The sequence below is a fragment of the Arthrobacter sp. SAFR-044 genome (assembly GCF_059414985.1).
Genome location: NZ_JBPFDN010000017.1, coordinates 1 through 25,487, shown reverse-complemented (window position 1 = coordinate 25,487; position 25,487 = coordinate 1). Strand labels below are relative to the sequence as shown.

The 25,487-nt window shown below is 66.6% G+C and carries 23 protein-coding genes; 14 read left to right on the top strand and 9 right to left on the bottom strand.

The genetic code is table 11. The features are described from left to right. Positions 1-155: 155 nt before the first annotated feature. From ACR65J_RS19415 to ACR65J_RS19355, 13 genes are all read left to right on the top strand, one after another. On the top strand, positions 156-1,532 hold the full coding sequence (locus ACR65J_RS19415; RefSeq protein WP_440172131.1) for an MFS transporter: 1,377 nt from the start codon (positions 156-158) through the stop codon (positions 1,530-1,532). 148 nt (positions 1,533-1,680) lie between these two features. Further along, on the top strand, positions 1,681-2,346 hold the full coding sequence (locus ACR65J_RS19410) for a GntR family transcriptional regulator (protein WP_440172129.1): 666 nt from the start codon (positions 1,681-1,683) through the stop codon (positions 2,344-2,346). After that, positions 2,343-3,512: an MFS transporter gene (locus ACR65J_RS19405; RefSeq protein WP_440172127.1), complete on the top strand. Its 1,170-nt coding sequence runs from the start codon at positions 2,343-2,345 to the stop codon at positions 3,510-3,512. The genes ACR65J_RS19410 and ACR65J_RS19405 overlap by 4 nt, the downstream gene beginning before the upstream one ends. 191 nt (positions 3,513-3,703) lie before the next feature. Then, complete coding sequence (locus ACR65J_RS19400; RefSeq protein WP_440172125.1) at positions 3,704-4,393, top strand: HD domain-containing protein; 690 nt, start codon at positions 3,704-3,706, stop codon at positions 4,391-4,393. 97 nt (positions 4,394-4,490) lie between these two features. After that, on the top strand, positions 4,491-5,285 hold the full coding sequence (locus ACR65J_RS19395) for an IclR family transcriptional regulator (protein WP_440172123.1): 795 nt from the start codon (positions 4,491-4,493) through the stop codon (positions 5,283-5,285). 121 nt (positions 5,286-5,406) lie between these two features. Then, complete coding sequence (locus ACR65J_RS19390) at positions 5,407-6,684, top strand: cytochrome P450 (RefSeq protein ID WP_440172121.1); 1,278 nt, start codon at positions 5,407-5,409, stop codon at positions 6,682-6,684. A 5-nt stretch (positions 6,685-6,689) separates the two neighbouring features. Next, positions 6,690-7,769: a PEP/pyruvate-binding domain-containing protein gene (locus ACR65J_RS19385; RefSeq protein WP_440172119.1), complete on the top strand. Its 1,080-nt coding sequence runs from the start codon at positions 6,690-6,692 to the stop codon at positions 7,767-7,769. A 61-nt stretch (positions 7,770-7,830) separates the two neighbouring features. Continuing rightward, positions 7,831-9,699 (top strand): PEP-utilizing enzyme, encoded by a 1,869-nt coding sequence (locus ACR65J_RS19380; protein WP_440172117.1) that lies wholly within the window; start codon positions 7,831-7,833, stop codon positions 9,697-9,699. 37 nt (positions 9,700-9,736) lie between these two features. Then, positions 9,737-10,480, top strand: coding sequence for an SDR family NAD(P)-dependent oxidoreductase (locus tag ACR65J_RS19375; RefSeq protein ID WP_440172115.1), 744 nt, complete (start codon positions 9,737-9,739; stop codon positions 10,478-10,480). 49 nt (positions 10,481-10,529) lie between these two features. After that, on the top strand, positions 10,530-10,850 hold the full coding sequence (locus ACR65J_RS19370; protein ID WP_110542213.1) for a 2Fe-2S iron-sulfur cluster-binding protein: 321 nt from the start codon (positions 10,530-10,532) through the stop codon (positions 10,848-10,850). Positions 10,851-10,852: 2 nt separating this feature from the next. Then, entirely contained in the window at positions 10,853-12,154 is a 1,302-nt protein-coding gene (locus tag ACR65J_RS19365; protein WP_440172113.1) for an NAD(P)/FAD-dependent oxidoreductase, read from the top strand. A 39-nt stretch (positions 12,155-12,193) separates the two neighbouring features. Next, a complete protein-coding gene (locus ACR65J_RS19360; RefSeq protein WP_440172111.1) occupies positions 12,194-12,964 on the top strand; it encodes an HD domain-containing protein in 771 nt (256 codons plus the stop codon). Beyond that, positions 12,961-14,490, top strand: a complete 1,530-nt coding sequence (locus tag ACR65J_RS19355; RefSeq protein WP_440172109.1) for an aldehyde dehydrogenase family protein — start codon at positions 12,961-12,963, stop codon at positions 14,488-14,490. The genes ACR65J_RS19360 and ACR65J_RS19355 overlap by 4 nt, the downstream gene beginning before the upstream one ends. A 145-nt stretch (positions 14,491-14,635) precedes the next feature. Here the strand turns inward: ACR65J_RS19355 and ACR65J_RS19350 are convergent, their stop codons facing one another. From ACR65J_RS19350 to ACR65J_RS19335, 4 genes are all read right to left on the bottom strand, one after another. Further along, positions 14,636-15,208, bottom strand: a complete 573-nt coding sequence (locus ACR65J_RS19350; RefSeq protein WP_440172107.1) for an MOSC domain-containing protein — start codon at positions 15,206-15,208, stop codon at positions 14,636-14,638. Positions 15,209-15,333: 125 nt separating this feature from the next. Further along, positions 15,334-17,703: an ATP-binding cassette domain-containing protein gene (locus ACR65J_RS19345; RefSeq protein ID WP_440172212.1), complete on the bottom strand. Its 2,370-nt coding sequence runs from the start codon at positions 17,701-17,703 to the stop codon at positions 15,334-15,336. 113 nt (positions 17,704-17,816) lie between these two features. After that, positions 17,817-18,236, bottom strand: coding sequence for a VOC family protein (locus tag ACR65J_RS19340; RefSeq protein ID WP_440172105.1), 420 nt, complete (start codon positions 18,234-18,236; stop codon positions 17,817-17,819). Further along, positions 18,233-18,682, bottom strand: coding sequence for a helix-turn-helix transcriptional regulator (locus ACR65J_RS19335; RefSeq protein ID WP_440172103.1), 450 nt, complete (start codon positions 18,680-18,682; stop codon positions 18,233-18,235). Before ACR65J_RS19335 ends, ACR65J_RS19340 begins: the two co-directional genes overlap by 4 nt. A gap of 254 nt (positions 18,683-18,936) precedes the next feature. Here ACR65J_RS19335 and ACR65J_RS19330 point away from each other — a divergent pair, with 254 nt between their 5' ends. Then, positions 18,937-19,326, top strand: a complete 390-nt coding sequence (locus tag ACR65J_RS19330; RefSeq protein ID WP_440172101.1) for a CBU_0592 family membrane protein — start codon at positions 18,937-18,939, stop codon at positions 19,324-19,326. Between the two features lie 67 nt (positions 19,327-19,393). Here the strand turns inward: ACR65J_RS19330 and ACR65J_RS19325 are convergent, their stop codons facing one another. From ACR65J_RS19325 to ACR65J_RS19305, 5 genes are all read right to left on the bottom strand, one after another. Next, complete coding sequence (locus tag ACR65J_RS19325; protein WP_440172100.1) at positions 19,394-20,029, bottom strand: PAS and ANTAR domain-containing protein; 636 nt, start codon at positions 20,027-20,029, stop codon at positions 19,394-19,396. Positions 20,030-20,227: 198 nt separating this feature from the next. Continuing rightward, the gene (locus ACR65J_RS19320; RefSeq protein WP_440172098.1) at positions 20,228-21,577 is read right to left on the bottom strand and encodes an MFS transporter; all 1,350 of its coding nucleotides are present in this window, start codon (positions 21,575-21,577) and stop codon (positions 20,228-20,230) included. A 148-nt stretch (positions 21,578-21,725) separates the two neighbouring features. After that, positions 21,726-22,523 (bottom strand): IclR family transcriptional regulator, encoded by a 798-nt coding sequence (locus ACR65J_RS19315; protein WP_440172096.1) that lies wholly within the window; start codon positions 22,521-22,523, stop codon positions 21,726-21,728. Between the two features lie 91 nt (positions 22,524-22,614). Next, the gene (locus ACR65J_RS19310) at positions 22,615-23,352 is read right to left on the bottom strand and encodes a fumarylacetoacetate hydrolase family protein (RefSeq protein ID WP_440172093.1); all 738 of its coding nucleotides are present in this window, start codon (positions 23,350-23,352) and stop codon (positions 22,615-22,617) included. A 17-nt stretch (positions 23,353-23,369) separates the two neighbouring features. Continuing rightward, positions 23,370-24,422 carry a D-2-hydroxyacid dehydrogenase gene (locus tag ACR65J_RS19305; protein WP_440172090.1) on the bottom strand — a complete coding sequence of 351 codons (1,053 nt, stop codon included), beginning with the start codon at positions 24,420-24,422 and terminating at the stop codon, positions 23,370-23,372. Positions 24,423-25,487 lie beyond the last annotated feature (1,065 nt).

Sequence of the window (25,487 nt, the reverse complement as noted above, 5' to 3'; positions counted from 1 at the left end):
TTGACGTAACAAACGTCACCTTCTATATTGGATGAATCGATTCAAGAGCTACAGCCGCTGGCCAGGTAAGACCATTTTCGGCGCAGGCACACTCCTGAACATCTACGGAATCCAGCGGATCCGGTTCCTTGCCAATGAAGACGAAGGACAAGCACATGAGCACCACCCCAACCCGCGTCGTCCAGGCGAACCAGCAACTCGGAACCAGTTCCCGTGATCCGCGGAAGGCGGCCATGAGCGGCTGGATCGGAAGTGCCCTCGAGTACTACGACTTCGCGCTGTACTCGCTGGCTGCCACGCTGATCTTCCCCACCATCTTCTTTCCCGCCGAGAACCCCACCGTAGGGATCATCGCCTCCCTGGCAACCTACGCGGTGGGCTATGTCTCCCGCCCGGTAGGCGCCGTCGTCCTTGGGGCGTACGGTGACCGGCACGGACGCAAGAAGGTGCTCGTCTTCGCCATGCTGCTCATGGGTTTCGCGACCTTCGCCGTCGGGCTCCTGCCAACCTACGGGCAGGTGGGCCTCCTTGCCCCCGCCCTGCTGGTGATCCTCCGCCTCATCCAGGGCTTCGCGGTCGCAGGCGAACTCGGCGGCGCCAGTGCGATGATCGTCGAACACTCTCCCGATGCCCGGCGCGGCTTCTTTGCCAGCTTCAGCCTCCAGGGCACGCAGGTGGGGTCAATCCTGGCCACCGGGGTCCTGCTGCCGCTCGCCGCCCTCCTCCCGGCTGACCAGTTCGGCGCCTGGGGATGGCGCATCCCGTTCCTGCTCAGCGCCGTCGTCATTTTTGCCGGATACCTCATCCGCCGCCGGGTTACCGAGCCCCCCGCCTACGCCGCCCAGCCGGATACCGCAGGGACCAAGCGCCGCTTTCCGCTCGCCGAGCTCCTGCGTACCCGCCCGGGGGCACTCGTCCGCTGCATCCTCATGACCTTCACCAACGTCATCGGCATGGCCACCCTGATTTTCGGCGTCTCCTTCGCCACGCAGAAGGGCTACGGCAACGGCTTCTCCAGCAGCGAGTTCCTGTGGGTGACCCTGGTGGCCAACATCGCGGCCGTGGCCACCATCCCGCTGTTCGGTGCGCTGTCGGACAGGATCGGGCGGCGGATGCTCATGGCGGCCGGCGGCGTGGTTGGCGGCCTTCTGGTGACCGGATACCTGTGGGCGATCGAGCAGGGGAGCCTGCCGCTGGTCTTCGTCTGTGTGGTCATCGTCCAGGGCATCTTCTTCCAGATGTGGAACGCCACCTTCGCCACCTTCTTCCAGGAGCAGTTCCCCATGCGGATCCGCGTGACCGGCTTCGCCGTCTCGCAGAACATCGGACTCATGATTGCTTCGTTCTTCCCGAGCATCTTCACCGCGATCGCGCCTCCTGGCTCGGCGAATATCCCGCTGACCATCGGGCTGACCACGCTCGGCATCTGCCTGGTCTCCGCCGTGGCCACGCTGATGTCCTCCGATACGAAGGGCACGTCGCTCGAGGACCTCGAGACGCAAAAGGCCGGGCGAGCCGCAGGCCGCGCTTAGTTCCGCAGGTAAGACAACCGAAGAAGGGGCAGCAGCTGCTGCCCCTTCTTCGTGTGCCCCGAGTGTGGTCCCCGGGCTGGGCGGGATCCACCCGAGGCCCACCCTGTATAGATGTATACAAGTATGATGTGGGACGGAGGTACAAACGATGCCAGATTCACCCGCCCGGAACACCGGGGCCCATTTTGTCTACGGCGAGCTGAAACGCCGCATCCTGAGCCTTGAGCTGAAGCCGGGGGAGCGGATCTACGAACCGGCGATGGCGTCCGCGCTGCAGGTGAGCCGCACGCCGCTGCGCGAGGCCATCCGGCGCCTCATCAGCGAGGACCTGCTGGAGCAGCAGCCCACCGGCGGGGTGCTGGTGCCGGCCCTGGACGAAGCCGCAATTTCGGAACTCTATGAGGTCCGCGCGGCCATGGAATCCCTGATGGCCCGCAACGCCTGCCTGAAAGCGACGCCCGCTGACATCGAAGCCCTGCACGGAATCCTTGAACGCAACGCCGCCATGGTGACGTTCGCTGACGACGCCATGCAGCAGGGCATGGCACTGCACGCCAAGATTGCCGCGATCGCCGGAAACTCCTGGGCCCGCCGCTTCCACGGCCAGATCTCCAGCCACATGGAGCGGTACCGGCATTTCACCAACAGCACGCAGGAGCGCCGGGACCAGGCCCTGGCCCAGCACCGGACCCTGGTGGATGCAGTGTCCGGCGGCGATCCGGAAAAGGCCGCCCACATCGCGTTCGAGCACGTGATGGGCGCCCGGGACGCCGCGGTGCGGGCCATCTCCGGCGCCACCACCGCAGGCGCATGATCGGCGAACTCGGGCGGCGCACGTCCACGGCCCTGCTGGTCCATTCCGCGCTGATCCAGGCCGTCACGTTCCTGGTCCGCCCGGCAGCCACGTACCGTGCCCTGGAACTGGACGTTCCCGGCTTCGCCCTGGGCCTGCTGGCCGCCAGCTACGCCGTCTTTCCGCTGCTGCTCGCCGTGCCTACGGGCGGCCTGGTGGACCGCCTGGGTGAGCGCCGGCTCATGGCGATCGGGTCCGCCGTCGTCCTTTCCTGCTCCGTCTTCCTGCTGCTGTGGGGCTCATCGATCGTGGCCCTGGTCATCGGAACCGCACTGCTGGGCGCCGGGCAGATGGCGTGCGTTGTGGGGCAGCAGGCGGTGGTAGCCAACAACGCCGCCTCGTCCCGCATGGACTCCGCGTTCGGATACCTGACGTTCGCGGCATCCCTGGGGCAGGCCCTGGGGCCGTTGGCGATTGCCTTGGTGGGCGGCGCCTCCATCCGGCCCGACACACAGGCCATCTTCATGCTGGCGGTCATCATGGGCGTGGTGCTGTTCGCCACCACCTTCGTTGTCCCGGCCCATGTCAGCGCCGGGAAACGGAAGGCCGGTTCCGCTGGTACGGGCAGTGCGGTATCGCTGCTGAAGTCACCCGGCGTGGCCCGGGCCCTCGCCACCAGCGCCACCGTCCTGGCCGTGGTGGACCTGACCATGGTCTACCTGCCAGCCCTCGGCGCCGACCGTGGACTTACCGCGGCAACCGTGGGCGCCATGCTGACCGTCCGCGCCGTCTTCTCCATGGTGTCGCGGCTCCTGCTGGGCCGGGTGTCCCGGAGGATTGGCCGGATGCGGCTGTTGGTGGTGAGCCTGGCCTTATCCACCGCGGCGCTGGCAGCCGCAGCCATTCCCATGCCGGCGTGGCTGCTCTTTGTGGTGATGGCCGTGCTGGGGCTGGGCCTGGGCATCGGCCAGCCGCTGACCATGTCCTGGCTTTCGGCGCAGGCGCCGGCCGGGCAGCGCGGGCGGGCACTGGCCCTGCGGCTCGCCGGCAACCGGGTGGGACAGGTGGTCCTGCCCAGCGCCATCGGCGTTGTTGCCGCCGGACTGGGCGCGGGTGGCGTATTCCTCGCGTCAGCCGTCGTGGTGGGCGGGACGCTCCTGCTGCTCCGCGGGGTGCAGCTGGACTAGCGCGTTCCCGCGTCACGCAGGGCACCTTTTCAGGCAGCGCACGACGGCGGCAGCCCGGGTTTCCGGGGCTTCCCCGCCCAACGCGGGCCGAAAGCGTGCCGTGCGTGACGCCGTCGCCCGCCCCACCACCCGGTTCCACTGGGCAGAAGCCGCCCGTTGCCCGCGGGCCGGTTGCCGGGCAGGCTGTGTGGATGACGAAGCTGCAGCCCGCCGCAAACCACTCAGGCCTCGACGCCGCCGCTGTTGCCTCCGGAATCGAACCGGACCCGGCAGGGGTCATTGCGCTGGACCCGGTGCTCGCAGGGATCTGGGAACTCGCCGCGCCATACCTGAAGGTCCGGGACAACGACGCCCACACGCTGTACGCCTTCGGCCTGGCCCGCGCACTGCTGGACGCCCACCCGGAAGCGGATGCAGCCGTGGTGCTTCCCGCCATCCTGCTGCACGACATCGGCTGGTCACGGGTCCCGCCCGGCGACGTCCTGGCCGCCATTGCGCCGGGCGGCGGCAGGCCGGACCTCGTGCTGCTGCACGAAAAGGAGGGGGCGCGCCTGGCCGCGGACATCCTCGCGGAGTGCCGTTACGACCGCGGCAGCATCCCCGCCATCCTTGACATCATCGATGGCCACGATTCCCGGCGGGAGGCCGTCACCATCGAGGACGCCATCGTCAAGGACGCGGATAAGACGTGGCGCCTCAGCCCCCACGGCATCGACACAGTCATGGACTGGTTCGGCCTGGACCGCGGACAGGCCCTGCGGCTCTGCTCCCAGCGCGTGCACGGCCACCTGTTCACCGCGGAGGCGCAGGCCATGGCCCGGGCATTGTCGGCACTGGAATCGGTCACCCTCTGGCCGCAGCGGCAACGCCTGCTTGCCTGACCTGAAAATCGGCGCCGCCCGGAGCCGTTCCCACGCTTAGACTCTTTCCGGACGCTGCCGGCACCTTGGCCCAGCGCCAGGAGCGAGGAGGCCCCCAATGGCCGGCGGCAGCCGCGACCCCGGACGCACCGTGACCTCCAAAGTGCTGTCCATCCTTGAAGCCTTCGAGACCTCCCGCGGCGCCCTGAGCCTGACCGATATCGCGGACAAGTCCGGGCTCCCCCTCAGCACTGCCCACCGCCTGGTGAACGAACTGACCGACTGGGGATTCCTGTCCCGGGAACCCAACGGCCGCTACCAGCTGGGCATCCGGCTGTGGGAGCTGGCGCAGAACACCGGCCGCCAGCTGCGCGATGCCGCCCACCCCTACATCCAGGACTTGTTCTCGCTGACCGGCGAGACGGCACACCTGGCCATCCGGGCCGGCAATGAAGTCCTGTACATCGACAGGGTCTACGGATCCAAGCGCGTGCCCCGCGCGTCCCGGGTGGGCGGCCGCCTGCCCATGCACGCCACCGCCGTCGGGAAGGTCATCCTGGCGTTCGAGGAAGACTGGGTGCGCGACGCCTACCTCCACCGGGACCTGGAACGCGCCACCGCCCACACCCACATCGACCCGCAAAAGTTCACCGCCGAGTTGGCTGCCATCCACGCGCAGGGCTATGCCACCACCCTCGAGGAAGTGCGGCTGGGCTCGTGCTCCATTGCGGTCCCGGTGTTCCACACCGGCCGGATCGGCGCCGCCATCGGCCTGGTGCTGCCCACGGCCCAGGCGTCCACCATGACCAGGTATCTTCCCGTCCTCAAGGGCATCTCAGCCCAAATCGAAAAGGCCACCGCGCGGATCCCCCTGGAGACCCTGATTGGCGTGCACAAAGGACCGCGCTTCTGACTTTCGATTCCGTCCAGTGGAAGCCGGCGCTGTCCCGGCCCGGTGATGTGGACCACACTGGTGACTAAGAAACCCCCGCCGCCCTGAGGCGCCGGGCGGAGTCAAGTCACCAGGAGTCAACATGTCATCGTCGACAGAAACGGCTGGCCGCTGTCCTTTCGGGTACGGCGCCGAAGCCCCCGCCGGGCACCACGGCTACGAACCCTTCCAGATGAAGGATCCCTTCACCGCCTACGCAGAGCTCCGGGCCGAGCAGCCCGTGATGTTCGATGAGCGTACCGGCCTGTACGTCGTCTCCCGCTACGACGACATCAAAGCCGTCTTCGAGGACTGGGAAACGTTCTCCAGCGAAAACGCCCAGGCCCCGGTCCGGGAGCGGGGAGCCGCCGCGAAAAAGATCATGGAGGACGGCGGCTTCACCGCATACTCCGGCCTGTCCGCCCGCCGCCCGCCGGAGCACACCCGCATCCGCGCCGTGGTGCAGAAGGCCTTCACGCCCCGCCGCTACAAGGCGCTGGAACCGTTCATCCGGCAGAATGTGGTGGACCTGCTCGAAAAGATGCTCTCCCGCGAAGAGCGCCGCGGGGACCTGGTCAAGGACCTGGCCTACGACGTTCCCACCATCACCATCCTCACCCTGATCGGGGCGGACGTTTCCCAGGTGGACACGTTCAAGCGCTGGTCCGACTCCCGCGCCGCCATGACCTGGGGCGACCTGACCGATGAGGAGCAGATCCCGCACGCCCACAACCTGGTGGAGTACTGGCAGGAATGCCTGCGCCTGGTCCGGGTGGCCCACGAACAGGGCGGCGACAACCTCACCGCGGACCTGGTCAAGGCCCAGCAGGACGGTGCCGAGATCTCGGACCACGAGATCGCCTCGGTCCTCTACAGCCTGCTCTTCGCCGGCCACGAGACCACCACCACCCTCATCTCCAACGCCCTGCGCGAGCTCCTGGCCCGTCCTGAGCAGTGGCAGCAGCTGGTGGCGGATCCCAAGAAGATCCCCGCGGCCATCGACGAGGTCCTCCGGTACGCCGGCTCCATTGTCGGATGGCGCCGGAAAGCCCTTAAGGACACCGAGGTGGGCGGAGTGCCCATCGAAAAGGGCTCGCAGCTGCTGCTCCTGATGGGCTCGGCCAACCGCGACGAAACCAAGTTCACCGACGGCGAGGACTTCGACATCACCCGGCCTAACGCCCGCGAGCACCTCTCTTTCGGGTTCGGCATCCACTACTGCCTGGGCAACATGCTCGCCAAGCTGCAGGCAAAAATCGCGCTCGAGGAAGTGGCCCGGCTCGCTCCCCGGCTAAAGCTCGACGCCCCGGAGGACATCGCCTTCCGCGAAAACCTGTCCTTCCGTGTTCCCGAGACCGTTCCTGTCACCTGGAAGGCCTAAGCACCATGCAAAGCAACGATCATGTCCAGTTCTTCGACGGCGGCATCGAGCCGAAGCTTGAAAACCTCGGTGGCAAGGGCGCGTCCCTGGTCACCATGACCTCCGCCGGCATGCCCGTTCCGCCCGGCTTCGTCGTAACCACCGCGCAGTTCGATGCCTTCATGGGCGAAGCCGGCATCACCGCGAAGATCCACGAACTGCTGGCCGGCCTGGACCCGGAGGACACCCGGCAGGTGGACCAGGTGTCCGCCGCCATCCGCGAGGACATCTGCTCCCGCCCCGTGCCTGAAGAACTGCGCAGCATGACCATCGCCGCCTACGAATCCCTGATGGGACGCTTCGACGCCCCCGTCCCCGTGGCAGTGCGCTCCAGCGCCACCGCCGAGGACCTGCCGGACGCGTCCTTCGCCGGCCAGCAGGACACCTACCTCTGGCTGGACGGCGTCAAAGCGGTCACCGACCACATCCGCCAGTGCTGGGCTTCGCTCTACACGTCCCGCGCCATCATCTACCGGCTCAAGAACAGCATCCCCAACGAGGGACTGTCCATGGCCGTGGTGGTGCAGAAGATGGTCAACTCCAAGGTTTCGGGGGTGGCCATCACCATGGATCCCACCAACGGCGACCGGTCCAAGATCACCATCGATTCCTCCTACGGCGTGGGCGAGATGGTGGTCTCCGGCCAGGTCACTCCGGACAACATCGTGCTGGACAAGGTGACCCTCGCCGTCGTCAGCGAACACCTGGGCGACAAGCACGCCGAGCTGGTCCCGGACGCCGGCGCCAAGGGCCTGGTGGAACGCGAGGTCGACGACGAACGCCGTGCCCGCCGCAGCCTCACCGACGCAGAGCTCACCGCCGTCGCCCAGATGGCCAAGCGGGCCGAGAAACACTACAAGTGCCCGCAGGACATTGAGTGGGCCCTCGACGCGGACCTCCCCGACGGCGAAAACCTGCTCCTCCTGCAGTCCCGGCCGGAGACGGTCCACTCCTCCAAGCCCGCACCGGTGACCGCGCCCCAGCCCGTCATCACGGGCGGCTACTTCTCCGGACTGAGCACCCCCGCGCTCAAACCGACTGCCTGACCCCCATCCGAGGCTTCATCCCCACCAAGGCTCACCGCCGAGCCCTCCTGAAAGGACCGCCATGTCCATGAAGTCGTTCCCCAAGCCCTCCGAACTGCCGGTTCCCGCCGGGGCCGAAGGCTGGGAAAAGATCTACCCCTACTACCTGGTGTTCCAGGACAAGCTCAAGGAGCAGGAGGACGCCAAGTTCTGGTTCTGCGACAGCCAGCACTGGCCCACCGTGTTCAAGCCCTTCGAGACCATCGGCGGCGAATTCGCGGTCAAGTGCCTGGGCCAGTACAACGCCCGGCACCTCATGATCCCCAACGCCAACGGCATCGAGTTCCGCATCCACCTGGGCTACCTCTACATGTCCCCCATTCCCGTCCCGGAGGACCAGATCGCCGCCCGCGTGCCGCTGTTCGAGCAGCGCGTCGGCCACTACTTCCAGAACTGGGAGCAGCTACTCAAGGACTGGCACGTCAAGGTCAAGGGCACCATCGCCGAGATGGAAACCATCTCCTTCCCCAGGCTGCCGGACATGGTCCCGCTCGAGGACATCACCTCCGGCAAGGGCAAGGACGGCTCCGAGAAGCTCCTGGAAAGCTACGACCGGCTCATCCAGCTGGCCTACCAGAACTGGCAGTACCACTTCGAGTTCCTCAACCTGGGCTACATCGCCTACCTGGACTTCTTCAACTTCTGCAAACAGGTCTTCCCGAATATCCCCGACCAGTCGATCGCCAGCATGGTCCAGGGCGTGGACATGGAACTGTTCCGCCCGGATGACGAGCTCAAGCACCTCGCCAAGCTCGCCGTCGAACTGGGCCTCCAGCCCCACTTTGGAAACACGGACGACGTCGAGGCTACTTTGGGTGCCATCGCCGCCGCTCCGGGCGGGGACCGCTGGTTGGCCCAGTACGAAGGTGCCAAGGACCCCTGGTTCAACTTCACCGTGGGCAACGGCTTCTACGGCCACGACAAGTACTGGAACGTGAACCAGGAAATCCCGCTGGGCTACATCGCCGACTACATCCGCCGCGTGGACGAAGGCCAGGAGATCATGCGCCCCGTCGAGGCCCTCATCGCCGAACGCGACCGCATCATCGAGGAATACCGGGACCTCCTCGAAGGCGACAACCAGGCAGTCTTCGACGCCAAGCGCGGGCTCGCCGCCACCGCCTACCCCTACGTGGAGAACCACAACTTCTACATCGAGCACTGGACAATGGGCGTCTTCTGGCGCAAGATCCGCGAACTCTCCCGCATGATGCATGCCGAGGGCTTCTGGACCCAGCCGGACGACCTGCTCTACCTGGGCCGCAACGAGGTCCGCGACGCCCTCTTCGACCTGGTCACCGGCTGGGGCGTGGGCGCCAAGCCCATCGGCCCCGACTACTGGCCCGAGGAGATCGAACGCCGCCGCGGCATCGTGGACGCCCTCAAGACCGCCCGCCCCGCGCCGGCCCTGAACACCCCGCCGGCGTCCATCACCGAACCCTTCACCCGGATGCTGTGGGGCATCACCACTGAACAGGTCCAGCAGTGGCTGGGAGCCGGTGAAGAAGTGGAAGGCGGCGGACTGCGCGGCATGGCTGCCTCGCCCGGCGTGGTGGAAGGCCTGGCCCGCGTGGTCACCGACGCCGACCAGCTCTCAGAGGTGCAGCAGGGCGAGATCCTGGTGGCCACGGTGACGGCGCCGTCCTGGGGTCCCATCTTCGGCAAGATCAGCGCCACGGTCACTGACATCGGCGGCATGATGAGCCACGCTGCTATCGTCTGCCGCGAATACGGCCTGCCGGCCGTCACCGGCACGGGCTCCGGGTCCACCACCATCAAGACCGGCCAACGGCTCCGTGTGGACGGCACCAAGGGCACGGTCCAGATCCTGGACGCCGAGGACGAGCTGGTGGCTGCCGGACCCGGTGCCCACAGCCACAGCCATGTCTGACCGGGACATGCCGCCAGCAGAATATTCCGCGCAAGGCATGAATGCGAGGACTGTCCTCATCACGGGAGCCGCCGGCGGGCTGGGAAGGGCGTTCGCGCTCGGCTTCGCCGGCCGCGGCTACCGGGTGGCGGTGGCCGACATCAACCTCGAAGGTGCCGAGCAGACCGCCAAGCTGGTCCGGGAAGCCGGCGCCCGCGCCGCTGCCTTCGCCGCCGACGTGACCGACCTGGGCTCCACGGAGCAGCTCGCCGCAAGCTGCGCCGAGTTTGGAAACGGGCGCATCGACGTCGTCCTCAACAACGCGGCGGTCTACGCGGGGGTGACCCGCAGCCGCTTCGAGGACATCGATCCGGCCGAGTGGGACTTGGTGATGAACGTCAACCTCAAGGGACCCTGGCTGGTGACCCGCGCCGCGAGCCCCTACCTGGCCGAGGGTGGCCGCGTCATCAACCTCTCCAGCGCCACGATCTTCAGCGGCTCCGAGCAATGGGCGCACTACGTCGCCTCCAAGGGCGGGGTGGTGGCCCTCACCCGGGTCATGGCCAAGGAGCTGGGACGGCGTGGGGTCACGGTGAACGCGATCGCCCCGGGTTTCACGCTCACGGAGGCCAGCTACGGGCTCATGGAAAACGCCGAGAACTACGGCGTGGACCGCGGCGCTATCAAGCGGGCCAGCCAGCCCGAGGACATCGTGGGCGCCGCCCTGTTCCTCGCCGGGCCGGACAGCTCCTACTACACCGGCCAGACCATGGTGGTGGACGGCGGCCGTCAGTTCATCTGACCGGCCACCCCCGCCACCATCCAACCAACTTCAACCAAGGAGGACCACAATGCCAACGGTTCACTTCACCGACGCAGAAGGCACCGTCCGGGACGTCGAAGGCAATGCAGGCGATTCGGTCATGGAAACCGCGGTGCGCAACGGCGTCCCCGGCATCGTGGCCGAATGCGGCGGCTCGCTGTCCTGCGCCACCTGCCACGTCTTCGTCCGCGAGGACTGCGCCTCGCAACTGCCCGCCATGGAAGACATGGAGGACGAGATGCTCTACGGCACCGCCGTGGACCGTGAGGACAACTCCCGGCTGTCCTGCCAGCTCCGCCTGACGGAGGAACTGGAACTGTTCGTCACCACCCCCGAAACCCAGGTGTAACCGTGGGAACGCAGGCAGTGGAGCAGGAAACCGCATCGGCCACGGTTCCCACCCGGACGGGGCTCCTGATCATTGGTGCCAGCCAGTCAGGTGTACAGCTGGCAGTATCGCTGAGGGCGCTGGGCTTCGATGAACACATCACCCTGCTGGGGGACGAGGACCACCGCCCATACCAGCGGCCGGCGCTGTCCAAGGAGTTCCTGCAGGGCACCGTGGAAAGCGAATCCCTCATCTTCCGGTCCAACGACTACTGGGCCGAGCACAACGTGGACCTGGTCAAGGGCGAATACATCGTCCGGATCGACAAGGAAGCGGACGGCTCCGGAGTGGCACATGCGTCCTCGGGCCGGGAGTTTCCATTCAAGCGGCTGGCCCTCACCGTAGGCGCCCGCGCCCGGAAGCTGGAGATCGACGGCAGCGGCCTGGACGGTGTGCTCTACCTCCGCAACGCCGACGACGCCCTGGCCCTGAAGGCAAAAGTGGGCGACGCCACGGATGTGGTGGTGATCGGCGGCGGGTTCATCGGCCTCGAGGCCGCGTCCAGCCTGCAGAAGATGGGGAAAAATGTCACCGTGCTCGAGTTCGGGCCGCGCCTGGTGGGCCGGGCCGTGGGGGAGGAGACCGCCGAATACTTCCTGCAGGCCCACCGCTCCCGGGGCCTGGATATCCGCCTTAACACCAGTGCCGGGCGCTTCACCGCAGACGACGGCGGCACCCGGGTTGCCGCCGTCGAACTCCAGGACGGGACGGTACTGCCGGCGCAGATCGTCCTGATCGGCATTGGCGTCATTCCCAACACCCAGCTGGCAGAGCAGCTGGGCCTGGCCGTGGACAACGGCGTGGTGGTGGACCGGTTCGCGCTGGCCTCCGACGGCACCACGGTGGCCGTGGGGGACGTCGCCAACATGCCGAACCCCGTTCCCGGCACCGAGCCCGGGGAGCGGATCCGGCTGGAAAGCGTCAACAACGCGATCGAGCACGCCAAGGTGGCCGCCTACTCGCTGACCGGACGGCGCGAGGAATACGCCGGCATCCCGTGGTTCTGGTCCAACCAGGCGGACCTCAAGCTGCAGATCGCCGGGCTGTGCAACGGCTACGACCAGACCGTGGTCCGGAACGACCGGGAACGCGGCAAATTCAGCGTCCTCTACTACCGGCAGGGCCGCATCATCGCCGCGGACTGCGTGAACGCACCGCTGGACTTCATGGCCGTCAAGAACGCGCTCGCCAAGGGCCTCAACATTCCCGCCGAGGCCGCGGCAGACCCCGGCACCCAACTCAAGACCATCACCACGGACAGCTAACTGCACCCAGACAGTAGGTTGGCCAACCGAAGGAGCATTATGAGCACCCCCAAGACGCCGTTTGCCCCGGCGGAGCCCGGCACTGCCGCCGGCAGCGCCCCCGGCGCCGCAACGGACACGGACGACGCGCTGGCCGATGCCTTCGCCGCCGAATACAGCGTCCGCCCCATTCCCGCCCATGGTCCCGTGGACACCACCCCCATCGCCGGCACCCCCGCGGCCCTGGATTCGCTCGACGCGCTCTGGAAGGCCGTGGTCCACGAAACCAGGACCCGCGGCAACGACATCCACCTGCCCATCTCCCTTGCCTTCGCCGAACGGCTGTGCCGGGCCTACCCGGACGCGGATGCAGAACTGGTGCGGGTGGCAACGCTGCTCCACGACACCGGCTGGGCGCACGTGGATGAGTCCCGGATCCTTTCGGAAGGGTTTACGGGGGACTGGCGCAAGGCCACCATCCGCTATGAGCACGAGAAACAGGGCTGCGACGTTGCCCGCCGGGTCCTTCCCGGCCTGGGTTATGCCCCCGGGTTCGTGGAGCAGGTCTGCGCAATCATCGACGGCCACGACACCAGGCCCGTGGCCCGTTCGCTGGAGGATGCACTGATGCGCGACGCTGACAGGCTGTGGCGATTCGACCACGCCGGCATCGCCCTTGCCTCCTCCTGGTTCGGCATGGATCCCGCCACCTACACGGACCGGCTGGCCACCGAGATCATCCCGGAGCTCATCACTGAGGCTGCCCTGGACATGGCCACCGCGGACCTTGCCAGGTCCAATGCCCTGCTGAAGACGGCGGTGATCCGATGACCTCCGCCGCGCATGACGCACCGGCTGACGCACCGGCCCTGGCCACACGGTCCGGCCTGGCCCTGCCGCACACCCACGTGGACACCATCTACGTCGACGGCGCCTGGCAGCCCTCCCGGGGCACCGGCCGGAACCCGGTCACCGACCCCGCCACCGGCGAAGTCTGGGGCTCTGTCCCCGACGGCACCCCGGAGGACGTGGACGCCGCCGTCGGCTCCGCCCAAAAGGCTTTCGACGGCGAATGGCCCCGGCTGGCGCCGTCCGAGCGGGCCGCCTACCTGCTCCGGATCGCCGATGAAGTGGAGAAACGCGCCGAGGAACTCTCCCTGACCAATTCCCGGGAGAACGGATCCCCGGTGGCCGAATCCTCCGGTGCCGCCGCCAACGCCGCCGGCATCCTGCGCTACTTCGCCACCCTGGCCGGATACCTGGAACAGGAGGACGTCCGTCCCTTCCCCCGCGGCGGCGGCGAATCGGTGGTGCGGCGCGATCCGCTGGGCGTGTGCGCGCTCATTGCCCCGTGGAACTTCCCCATCAACCTGGTGATGATCAAGCTGGCGCCGGCGCTGCTGGCCGGCTGCACCGTGGTGATCAAACCGGCGTCGCCCACCCCGCTGTCCATCCGGGTGATCATCGATGCCATTGCCGCTGCAGGCGTCCCGGCCGGCGTCGTCAACCTGGTCACGGGCTCCGGCCGCCTGGGCGACGTGCTGGTCAAGCACCCCGGGGTGGCCAAGGTGGCGTTCACAGGCTCGACGCCGGTGGGCCGGAAGATTGCCGCGGCCTGCGGTGAGCTGCTGCGCCCGGTCACGCTGGAACTGGGTGGGAAGTCCAGCGCCATCGTGCTGCCGGACGCGGACCTGGACGCCATGTCCCGGGTGCTCATCAAGTCCTCCATGCGCAACACCGGGCAGACCTGCTACATCTCCACCCGCATCCTGGCCCCGGCCAGCCGGTACGACGAGGTAGTGGACATGGTCACGGCCACCATCGCCGCCGGGAAACAGGGCGACCCCCTTGATCCCGATACGGTGTTTGGCCCCTGCGCCACCGAATCGCAGTACCGGACCGTCATGGAGTACGTCGAGTCCGGGCGGGCTGAAGGCGCCCGCGCCACCACCGGAGGGCGCCCTGCCTCGCTTGCCGCGGGGTTGGAGAACGGCTACTTCGTGGAGCCCACGGTGTTCGCCGACGTCACCCCGGACATGCGGATAGCCCGCGAGGAGATCTTCGGGCCGGTGATCACCATCCTCAAATACAACGACGCCGGCGGCAGCGTCGACGAGGCAGTGGCGCTGGCGAACAACACCGAATTCGGCCTGGGCGGCCTGGTGTTCGGCCGGGACGAGGACGCCGCGCTCGCGGTGGCGGACCGGATGGACACGGGATCGGTGGGACTGAACTTTTTCGCCTCCAACCACGCCGCCCCGTTCGGCGGCCGGCACGACTCCGGGCTGGGCACCGAGTACGGGATCGAGGGCCTCAACGCCTACCTGAGCTACAAGTCCATCCACCGGAAAAGGTAGGGTGCGGAAGCGTCACGCCGGGCATGCTTTCAGGCAGTGCACGACGGCGGGATCCCGGGTTTCCGGGGCTTCCCCGCCTCAGGTGGGCCGTAAGCGTGCCGTGCGTGACGCCGTCGTACGCTTGGGCCCCGGGGGAGCCCCTTGGCTACGGGAGCCTTGAGGGCCGGAGGACGCTCGCCTCGCCTGCCTGCGCCGGGTCCAGCGGCACGGGGCTGACCAGCACGGCCGGGCCGCGGTGCAGCAATCCGCTGGAGACGGCCCGGCAGCGGATGCCCCCGCGGCCCCGCATGGCCGGATGGGCACCGGGCGCCAGCATCTCGTTCATCCACGCGCAGGGCTGGGCATGCCGGCCGCCATGGAGGGTCACCGAAGAGCCGCAGGACTCCAGCACGAAGTCCTGCCCCAACAGTGGGACCAGCTGCGCTCCGCGCAGCACCACGTTCCGGCGGGTCAGCAGGGGATCGAACGGCGCCGCGCCCAACTCCGCGGCGATGGCTTCCAGCGACTCGACGGCCAACAGGGTCACCGCGGCGTCCATGTGCGCCGCCTTCCCGAAGAACCGGTCGCCCACGATGCCCTTGCCGGCCACCACCTCAGCCTGCGGAGCATCAGTGGTGGGAACGTCGGCGGCACCGTCCCGGGCACGGCCGAAATAGGCGTGCGCGGGGGACACCAGCAGATGCAGGATCTCGACGTCGTACCGGAACTTTTGGGGCATACGGCCAGCGTAGGCCAGCCCGGCATTGAAATCCCGCCGTCCTGGTGGCCACCCGCTGCTGCCGGGCATCCTGCTGGCCGCGGCTTCCGCCGGTGCACCCTGGGCGGTCCTGCTCTGGGGCGGCTCTAGGCACCCACATACGTTGCCAGATGCTGGCCGGTGAGCGTGGCCCGCCCCGCCACCAGGTCGGCCGGGGTGCCCTCGAAAACGATCCTGCCGCCGTCGTGCCCTGCTCCGGGACCGATGTCGATGATCCAGTCACCGTGCGCCATCACCGCCTGGTGGTGCTCAATGACGATCACGGACTTGCCGGAGTCCACCAGCCGGTCCAGCAGCCCCAGCAGTTGCTGGACGTCCGCCAGGTGCAGCCCCACCGTGGGCTCATCCAGGATGTAGACGTCCCCGGACTCCGCCATCTGGGTGGCCAGCTTGAGCCGCTGGCGCTCGCCGCCGGACAGGGTGGTCAGCGGCTGGCCCAGGGTGACGTAGCCCAGGCCCACATCCGCCAGGCGTTCGAGGACTTTGTGGGCGGCGGGCGTCTTGGCTTCACCGTCGGCGAAGTACGCCAGTGCCGCGTCCACCGACAGGTCCAGGACGTCGGCGATATTCATGCCGCCCAAAGTATATTCAAGGACGGCGGGCTGGAAGCGGCGCCCCTCGCAGTCCTCACAGGTGGACTCGACCGTGGCCATCACACCCAGTTCGGTGAAGATCACGCCGGCGCCGTTGCAGGTGGGGCACGCGCCCTCCGAGTTGGAGCTGAACAGTGCCGGCTTCACGCCGTTGGCCTTGGCGAAGGCCTTCCGGATCGGCTCCAGCAGCCCCGTGTAGGTGGCCGGGTTGCTGCGCCGGGAGCCCTTGATGGCGCCCTGGTCGATGACCACCACGCCCTCCCGCTTTGCCAGCGAGCCGTGGATCAGGGAGCTCTTCCCGGAGCCGGCCACGCCCGTCACCACGCAGAGCACGCCGAGCGGCACATCGACGTCGACGTCCTGCAGGTTGTTCGTTGAGGCGCCCCGGACCTCGAGCGCGCCGGTGGCCTTCCGGACGGAGTCCTTGACGCGGGCGCGGTCGTCCAGGTGCCGGCCGGTGATGGTGCCGCTGGAACGCAGCCCGTCCACATCGCCTTCGTAGACAATCTCGCCCCCGCCGGTGCCCGCTTTGGGGCCGAGGTCGACGACGTGATCGGCGATGGCGATCATCTCCGGCTTGTGCTCCACCACCAGGACCGTGTTGCCCTTATCCCGCAGCTGCAGCAGGAGCGTGTTCATCCGCTCGATGTCGTGGGGATGCAGGCCGATGCTGGGCTCGTCGAAAACATAGGTGACGTCCGTGAGGGAGGAGCCCAGGTGGCGGATCATCTTGGTCCGTTGCGCTTCCCCTCCGGAGAGCGTGCCGGCGGGACGGTCCAGCGACAGGTAGCCCAGGCCGATCTCGGCGAACGAATCCAGCAGGTCCCGCAGCCCGGCGAGCAGGGGCCGGACCGATGGTTCATCCAGTTCCCGGATCCACTGGGCCAGATCGTTGATCTGCATCGTACAGAGGTCCGCGATGTTCCTGCCGTTGATTTTTGAAGCGAGCACGTCGGGAGTCAGCCGGGTGCCGCCGCAGTCCGGGCAGGTGGCGAACGTGACGGCGCGCTCCACGAACCGCTTCACGTGCGGCTGCATGGCCTCCACGTCCTTGGACAGCATGGACTTCTGGATCTTGGGGATGACGCCTTCAAACGTGAGGTTGACGCCTTCCACCTTGATCTTGGTGGGCTCCGCGTACAGCATCGTGTCCAGCTGCTTCGCCGTGAACTTGGCGATCGGTTTGTCCATGGGCAGGCCCATGCCCTCGAAGAGGCGGCCATACCAGCCGTCCATGGAGTAGCCGGGAACGGTGAGCGCGCCTTCATTCAGGGACTTGGAGTCGTCGTACAGCGCCGCCCTGTCAATGTCGCTGATGTTCCCCATGCCTTCGCAGCGCGGGCACATCCCACCCAGGTAGGTCACCTGGCGGACCACGTTCTTTTCCACCCGGCCCCCCTTTTCGGTGCTCATGATGCCGCTGGCCTTGCGGGTGGGGACGTTGAAGGAGAAGGCCGTGGGCGGGCCGACGTAGGGTTTACCGAGCCGGCTGAAGAGGATCCGCAGCATGGCGTTGGCGTCGGTGGCGGTGCCCACGGTGGAGCGCGGATTGGCGCCCATCCGCTCCTGGTCCACGATGATGGCCGTGGTCAATCCCTCCAGCCGGTCCACGTCCGGCCGCGCCAGGTTGGGCATGAACCCCTGGACGAAGGCGCTGTAGGTTTCGTTGATCATCCGCTGCGACTCCGCGGCGATGGTGGCGAACACCAGCGAGCTCTTGCCGGAGCCGGACACTCCCGTGAACGCGGTGAGGCGCCGCTTGGGCAGCTCCAGGCTCACGTCCTTCAGGTTGTTTTCCCGGGCGCCCTCCACCCGGATCAGGTCGTGGCTGTCTGCAACGTGCCCCGTCTGCCTGGTGTCCATGTCTGCTTCCGTGCTCAAGGTGTCCCCCTTCTTCCTGGAGCGGCACCGGAGGGGAAGCTGCGCTGGCAGCCGCCCTCCGGCGTCGTCCGTTATATACGTGTCTGTTTATATGCCTAGGGCTGCTGGTTGATGCGGACCGTATTGCCGGCGGGGTCGCGGAACGCGCAGTCGCGGATGCCGTATGGCTGGTCGATGGGTTCCTGCACCACGTCCGCGCCGGTTGCCTCTACCTTGGCGAACGCGGCGTCCACATCGGGGGAGGAGAGGACGATCGTGGCATAAGTGCCTTTGGCCATCATCTCGGTGATGGTGCGGCGCTCACTTTCTGTGATGCCCGGGTCCACGGCCGGAGGGTGCAGGACGATGGAAACGTCCTTTTGGCCGGCGGGGCCCACGGTGATCCAGCGCATGGTGCCGCGGCCCACGTCGTTGCGGATTTCGAAGCCGAGCGCGTCGCGGTAGAAGGCGAGGGAAGCGTCGGGATCGGTGGCGGGAAGGAAGGTTGAGGAAATGTTGATGTCCATATCAGTCATGCTAGTGACGGCTCACGGGCCGGCGCTTCTCGATTCCTGACCGGTCTGGTCACCTGTTTCGCCACGCACGCCGGGATTCCCGCCGTCGCCTCCGCTGCCTCCTGTTTGTAGACGCTCGGCGGCATGCCTACCAGTTCACTGAAGCGGGTGCTGAAGGTGCCCAGCGAGGAGCAGCCGACGGCGAAGCACACGTCCGTGACGCTGAGGTCGCCTTTGCGGAGCAGCGCCATGGCCCGTTCGATCCGGCGGGTCATGAGGTAGCTGTACGGGGATTCGCCGTAGGCCAGCTTGAAGCGGCGGCTGAAATGGCCAGCGGACATGTGCACGTCCTTCGCCAGCGATTCGACGTCCAGCGGCTGCGCATATTCGCGGTCCATCCGGTCTTTGACGTGCCTCAGCTGGGTGAGTTCGCGGAGGTACGGGTCGGAGACGGGACTGCTGGTCACAGCTTCGATCGTGCTACGCGCCGGGGGTCTTGTCCAGACGTGGGGAGTATCACGTTTCGCCGGTAAAAGCGGTGCCCGGGCGCGGGATATGATTATGCCGCCGGCCAGCGTAAGAGGTCCTCGCCCGAACAGGGCTCGAGTCAACGCAGAGCTGGATGATGCAGGTTCTTATGGAGCGGCATCCGGCAAAACCCAACCTTGAACCACCTCTTAAGCCCTGCCCTGATACTGCGCAGGCACCTTGGAAGGACGCCATGGAACTGCTGTGGGAAATTGCCGGCTGGGCAGGCGCGGTTGCGATTCTCAGTGCTTACCTGTCTGTTTCCATGGGGTGGCTGAAGGCCGGGAAGGGCTTCCAGACGGCCAACCTGTTCGGTTCGGTTGCCTTCATCATCAACGGGACCCTGCACGGCGCGTGGCCCTCAGTGGTCACCAATGTCGCCTGGTTCCTGATCTCTGCCGTGGCGCTGGTCCGCATGCGCTCGGAGGAAGCTGCCGCCGAACCGGCAGAGGTTGCGCATGTCCAGTACCCCGGTGTCCCGGACTCCACCGGCCAGATGGCCGTCGTCGAGGCGTTCACCGATGCCCTGCCCGTTGTCGGTTCCGGGCCTGTCCTGGCTGATGGGCCCCGGCTGGCCCTTTAGGCGGACGACGGCGGTCCACGCCGTCGCTGCTCCACTGTCCTGTGAAAAGGGTGGTACTGCCCCGCAGTTACAGGAGGGGATGGCCTTTGTTCTCCGGCCCGCCGGCGCGGCTGGTGGCGCGGTCCACAATGTCCTGGGCAACGGCATAAACCTTGCGGTTCGTGTCCTGGCTAAGTTGGCTGATGAGCTCGTAGGCCCGATCGGCAGTGACACCAGTGCGTCCCATCAGGATGCCTTTGGCCTGTTCGATGACCGCGCGGTTCAGGGCGGACGCGGCCACCGCCTCGGTGGCCAGCTGGTGCCGGTCCGTGTGGATGGAGGTGGTGAGGTCAACCACCACACCCCAGACGCCGATCGGTGTGGTTCCGTCCAGGATGTAGTCCGCGGAGTAGAGCAACTTGTGCTGGCGGTCCTTGCGGTCCCGGATGGACACATAAATGGACGACGGGCCGCCGTGGGAGGCCACGTGGTCCCAGTAGGCCTGGACCCTTGGCCTGTCTTCGGGCTCGACGTGGGGGAGCACCATCTCAACGGAAGGGACCACTTCGCCCCGTTCATATCCATACATGCGGTACAGCCCGTCCGACCAGCGGAAGATGCCGTCCGCGAAGTAATACTCGACGAATCCTGTGGGGCAGTTGAGGAAGTCGGCGTGCGGGGCTTTCCCTGGCGTGGATCCTGGGTGTGCGCTGCTTGGAATCAATGGCGGGCCGTTCGACGTGCTGTGTCCTGCCTTCTCCTGGACCGGACGGGAAAACAGAATATAGCAGGCCGCCAGCCTTCGAACTCGTGGACCGGTGCCAGAGTGGCCCACTTTTGAAGGCAGGAACGACTGCGGGACCCCGGGTTTCCGGGGTCCCGCAGCTCAATGATGGGCCAGTTGGGGCGGCGTTGCCGTTGTTCAGCTGGCGTCCTCCACGAGCACCAGGTCGCGGCCGTTGGTTTCCGGGGTGAAGAACGTGGCAGCGAACGAGATCGCGGCCAGGACCAGCGAGTAGAGCGCGGGCACCAGCCAGGAGTGGTTGGTTGCCGCCAGCAGCGCCACGCCGATCATTGGGGCGAAGCCGCCTGCGAGCACCGCGGATAGCTCACGACTCAGGGCCACGCCGGTGAAGCGGTGCTGGGACCCGAAGAGCTCCGGGAGCAGCGCGCACTGCGGGCCGAGCATGGACTGCACGCCGAGGGCGATGCCCACCACCATGACCGCCCAGACCAGGGCCACATTGCCCAGCGTCACCAGGTAAAAGGCCGGCAGGGCGATGACGGCCTGGAAGAGCGCGCCATAGCGGTAAACGGGGACGCGGCCGAAACGGTCGGACAGGGCGCCGAAGGCAACCACCAACACCGCTGCGAAGCCCGCGGCGATCAGCAGGCCGGTGGGGCCGATGAACTTGTCGCCGGGGAAGACGCCGGCCGGCATGCTGATGAAGGACACCAGCAGCGCGGAGTAGATGGACGAGTTGCCGTTTTCGCCCATGCGGAGGCCAATTCCGACCAGAACGTTCTTCTTGGAGTGCTTCCAGATCTGGCCCACCGGGTTCTTGACCACCGCTTTGTGCTTTTCGAGTTCCTGGAAGACCGGGGTCTCCTTGAGGCGGAGGCGGATGAAGACGGCAATCGCGATCAGGATGATGCTGGCCAGGAACGGAACCCGCCAGAGCCAGCCTTGTAGGACCTGCTTGTCTGCCAGTGCCATCAAGGCAAAGGTCCCCGCACCCAGGAGGGTTCCCAGCTGGATGCCAACGAATGGGAGGGAGGCGAAGAAACCACGACGGCGGCGCGGGGCCACCTCGGAGATCAGGGTGGTGGCGCCTGCCTGCTCGGCGCCGGCACCCAGGCCCTGCAGGATGCGCAGCGTCACCAGGAGTACCGCTCCCAGCATTCCCGCCTGTTCAAAAGTGGGCAGCAGGCCGATGGCGCAGCTGGACAGGCCCATCAGGCCGATGGTCAGGATCAGCACCATCTTGCGGCCGAAGCGGTCCCCGATATGTCCGAACACCACGCCGCCGAAGGGCCGTGCCGCGAACCCGACGCCGTAGGTGGCGAAGGAGGCGATGACCGCTCCGCTCTCACCCAGCGGGGCAAAGAACAGCGGGCCGAAGATCAGGGCCGACGCAAGGCCGTAGATGTAGAAGTCGTAGTACTCCAGGGCGGACCCCACGGAGCTGGCAAGTGTTGCCCTTCGCAGCTGGTCCGGATCGACGACGGCGCCGTCCGCAGTGGCCTGCGGTGAGTTAGTACGAGTTGTCAAGAGAACTCCCTCTAATGCACTCCAGGCCCCCGTTGGCCTGGTGGGATAGCGACAACACCTGTTGTGCCGATCACTATGCTGAACACAATACAGCAAGCTGAACAGCTGGCAACAGTTTTTGGTTTTTGAATTCCTGGGGCTGGTGGAGTTAGCCCATGGGGTTGCCCAGCGAATGGGCAAGTTCCTGCAGTTCCTTGACCATCTGGGACCCCTGCTCAGGGGTGTACGTGGCTTTGAGCGCGGTCACGGACAGGCCCAGGCTGGGGCCATGGGCTCCGCGGGTGGGGACGGAGACGGCCAGGCACACTACGCCGGTGGTCGATTCCTCGTCCTCGAAGGCGAAGCCCTGCTCGCGGATCTCCTTCAGCTGCGCCTTCAATTCCGCGCCGGTGCGCAGGGACTTGGGGGTGAGCGCCGGCAATTCGGCGTCGTCCGGGAACATTTCCTCCAGGTCATGGTCACGCAGCCGCGCGATCAGGGCCTTGCCCACGGCGCACAGGGACACCGGCATCTTGTCGCCGATGTTGGACGTGAGCCGTACCGCGGGGTGGCCCTCATACCGGGCCAGGTAAATAACGTTGGTGCCATCCAGCATGGCGATCCGCACCGTTTCGCGGGAAAGGACGGAGGCCTGCTCGCAGTAGCGGTAAAACTCCTGCACCTCGTCCATCCGGCCGAGATAGGCGGCGCCGAGTTCCACCAGCTTGCGGCCCAGCATGAACTCCGATCCCTGCCGGCTGATGAGCCGGGCCTCCTCCAGTGCCAGCAGGAGGTTGGAGGTGGACGACTTGGGAATTCCCACCTCACGCGAGAGGTCGCTCAAGGTGAGGCGGCCGGTCGCCGAGGCGGCGAGGGCATCCAGGACGGCTGCTGCCCGGGTAACGGCCGGCGCCGGCGAGGTGGCTCCCGGCTTGTCGGATGACGCGGGGATATGGGAATCGGCCATGATTCTCCTTAGGTCGCCAAGGCAGAGTGCGGTTGCGTTCAGTCAACTGAACGCAATCCATCATAAGTGCCGCGTTGGCTCACTCTGCCCGTCAGGCCACGACGCTGCTCAGGGTGCCGATGCCCTCCACAACGATGTCCACCCGGTCCCCAGGCTCGACGGGTACCACTGTGGAGGGTGCTCCCGTCATGACCACATCCCCGGGTTCCAGGGTCAGCCATGAAGTGACGTAGACGAGGCAGTCCACCACCGAGGAGGGGAGGTTGAAGGTTCCGGAGGTGGCCTGGGCTGTCCCGTTGACGTAAACGTCGATGGCCACTTTTTCGGGATCCGGGATTTGAGTTTCTATCCAGGGGCCCAGGGGTGTGTAGTTGACGCCGGACTTGCCTTGGAAGTTCCGCTCGTCCACCGCGTTCTGGTCCACGTTGGTGACGTCGTTGACGCAGGTGTAGCCGAGGACGTGCTCCAGGGCGTTCCCGGCGGTCAGGTGTGTGGCGGCCTTACCGATCACGACGGCGAGCTCACCCTCCGCGTTCACCGTCCCGTGGTCCCTGACTGCGGTAATGGCGTCGCCGGGTCCGGCGACGGTGTGGACGGACTTATGCCACGCCTGGATGGGCAGGGGGTGGTCATTCAAGGTCCGGTTATGTCCAATGCCAAGGACGACGGCGGGCGTCACCGGGGCGAGGAATGTGGCCTCGCTGTTTGCGGTGGTGCCGCCGGTGTAGCGGAGAACTTCCTCAAACGGGTCAACGATGTGGTCCCAGCCGCTGTCGCGTTCAACGGCGTACTGCGGGCCTGCTGCTGTATTTAGTCTTGCGATGCGCACCTGTTCTCCGCCGCGTCCTAGTAGAAGTGGACCGTGTCCACGAGGTGGGGGAGGTCCCCGCCGTCGAGGAACGTCCGGAGGTTGCTGCAGAACCGTTCGGTGATGAGGCGGTTCTCGGCGGCGCTGAGGGCCGAGGTGTGCGGCGAGACCATGACCTTGGGATGGTTCCACAGGGGGCTGTCCTGCGGCAGTGGTTCCACGGCGAAGACGTCGAGGCAGGCGTAGCCCACCTGGCCGTTGTCCAGGGCCTCCAGCAGCGCCTCCTCGTCCACCACGGTTCCGCGGCCCACGTTGACGAAGGTGGTCCCGGGCTTCATGGCGGCGAACAGGTTCCGGTTGAACAGCTTTTCCGTGTAGGCGGTGCCGGGCAGGGTGTTGACGACGGCGTCTGCCGTGGCCAGGAGGGCGGGGAGGCCGGCGTTGTCCACTACCTGGCCGATTCCGTCGATGGGCTCCACGGTCCGCTTGGTGCCGCTGACCTTCATGCCCAGTGCCCGCGCGATCCGGGCGGTTTCCAGTCCGATTTCACCGAGGCCGCTGATGACCAGGTCCGATCCGTTGACCAGCCGGGTGGGGACCCGGAGGCTGGGCCAGGCCTTCGCGGCCTGGTCCTGCGCAAGTTCGGCGCTGCGCTTGAAGCCGTTCAGGATTCCCATCGCTGCAAACTCTGCGAGGGGCAGGGCATGGACCCCGGCGGAGGTGGTGATCTTAAACTTTTGCAGGATCTCCTGGCCGAGCCCGGATGCCTTGACGGCTCCGCCCGCGCCGGCTGCCATGGCATGGACCCACTCCAGTCTGGGGTTTTCCTTTGCGGTGCGGGCGAGGCCGTTAGGGCTCTCGTTGGGAAAGCCGTACAGCACCTCGGCGCTGTTGAGCATGGCCCAGTAGCGGTCTTCCTGTTCCTTTGTCCGTTGAAAGGCGGGATCGCCTGCATGGTCGGCTGGGAAGCGTTCCGGCGGCAGGAGGTCGGGCTCATAGAGGACGGTGATGGAGGGGTCGATGGCACGGATCTGGTCCACAAGCTCGGCTTCGAGCGGGACGGCGATGGCCACGGTCTTGGTGAAGGTCATGCGTACAGCATAGTGTCTTTCGTTCTACAGGTTGAACAGAACGTCGGCGACTTTGAGCTCCGTCCTCCTGGATATCCCGGAAGCGAAGCGGGCGCTGGAAAACAATTCTGCGCCCAGGCCAAGTGAGCGAAGAGGCTGCCGTGCGGTCAGGCGCCTCCTTCCGCGAGCTTTCCCCCCTGCCGTCGCCAATAACGCCGTTTCAGGGGTTGGGGGTGCCAGATACAATCTGCGTTCTTCTGCCCTACCAGCCGCCGCGGTCTTACGTGAACACGCAGAGATGCGGGAAAGAGTGCAGCCAAAAACCCCTATCCCTATCCAAGGAGCCGCGTCGTAAACCCCGTACTTACCTAAAGCGGATTGATGTTGCTGGAAAAGCGGGTACCGGCTACTCAGGACTCCCCTAGGGGGCGGACCATACGCTCTACGGCATGGGGGAGACTAAAGGGCCATGCGCAGTTGGTGCTTCGTACGAAGACCGCATCGTCCAGAAGATTGTCATCGCCTGCGGGCACACCGTTAATCACACCATCGGCAGCCTCGTGCGGGTACCCTGCTTCGGCCTGGTTGAGGTGCAACAGCCCTGCAGGGAAAAAGACGCCGCTGTGGGTCCCCGTTCGCCGCCGTCTTGGAGGATCACCGGGATGCTGAACGTGGACAGCAGGACAGGTCCCACGACATCAGCCGGTTTGCCTCCCCGCTTGCGCCCGCCCTTGAGATGGCCTTAACGAGAAAACACCACTTTCCGGACTGGCCGCGGTTAAAGCTGCAAAACAGACAGGTATAAACAAAGATCGGAGCCCTCATGCCAACCTACAACGAACGTGCGCGGTTGCTGACGCGCAAGACTTCCTGGCCTTTCGTCAGATGGGGTGGCAGCGGCACGGCTGGTCTTCGACAACGCAGGTGGCGGAACCTGCGGCTCCACGCGCTGCTGACAGCCCTTCTGGTTGCATTGAGCGCAGCGGTCGTGCCAGTCGCCGCGTCGGCCGCCACGGGTGATGTTGGTGTTGAGGGTCCGTCGCATTCGGGGACGGGGACTCCGACGGGTACGAAGCGGGCGACGAG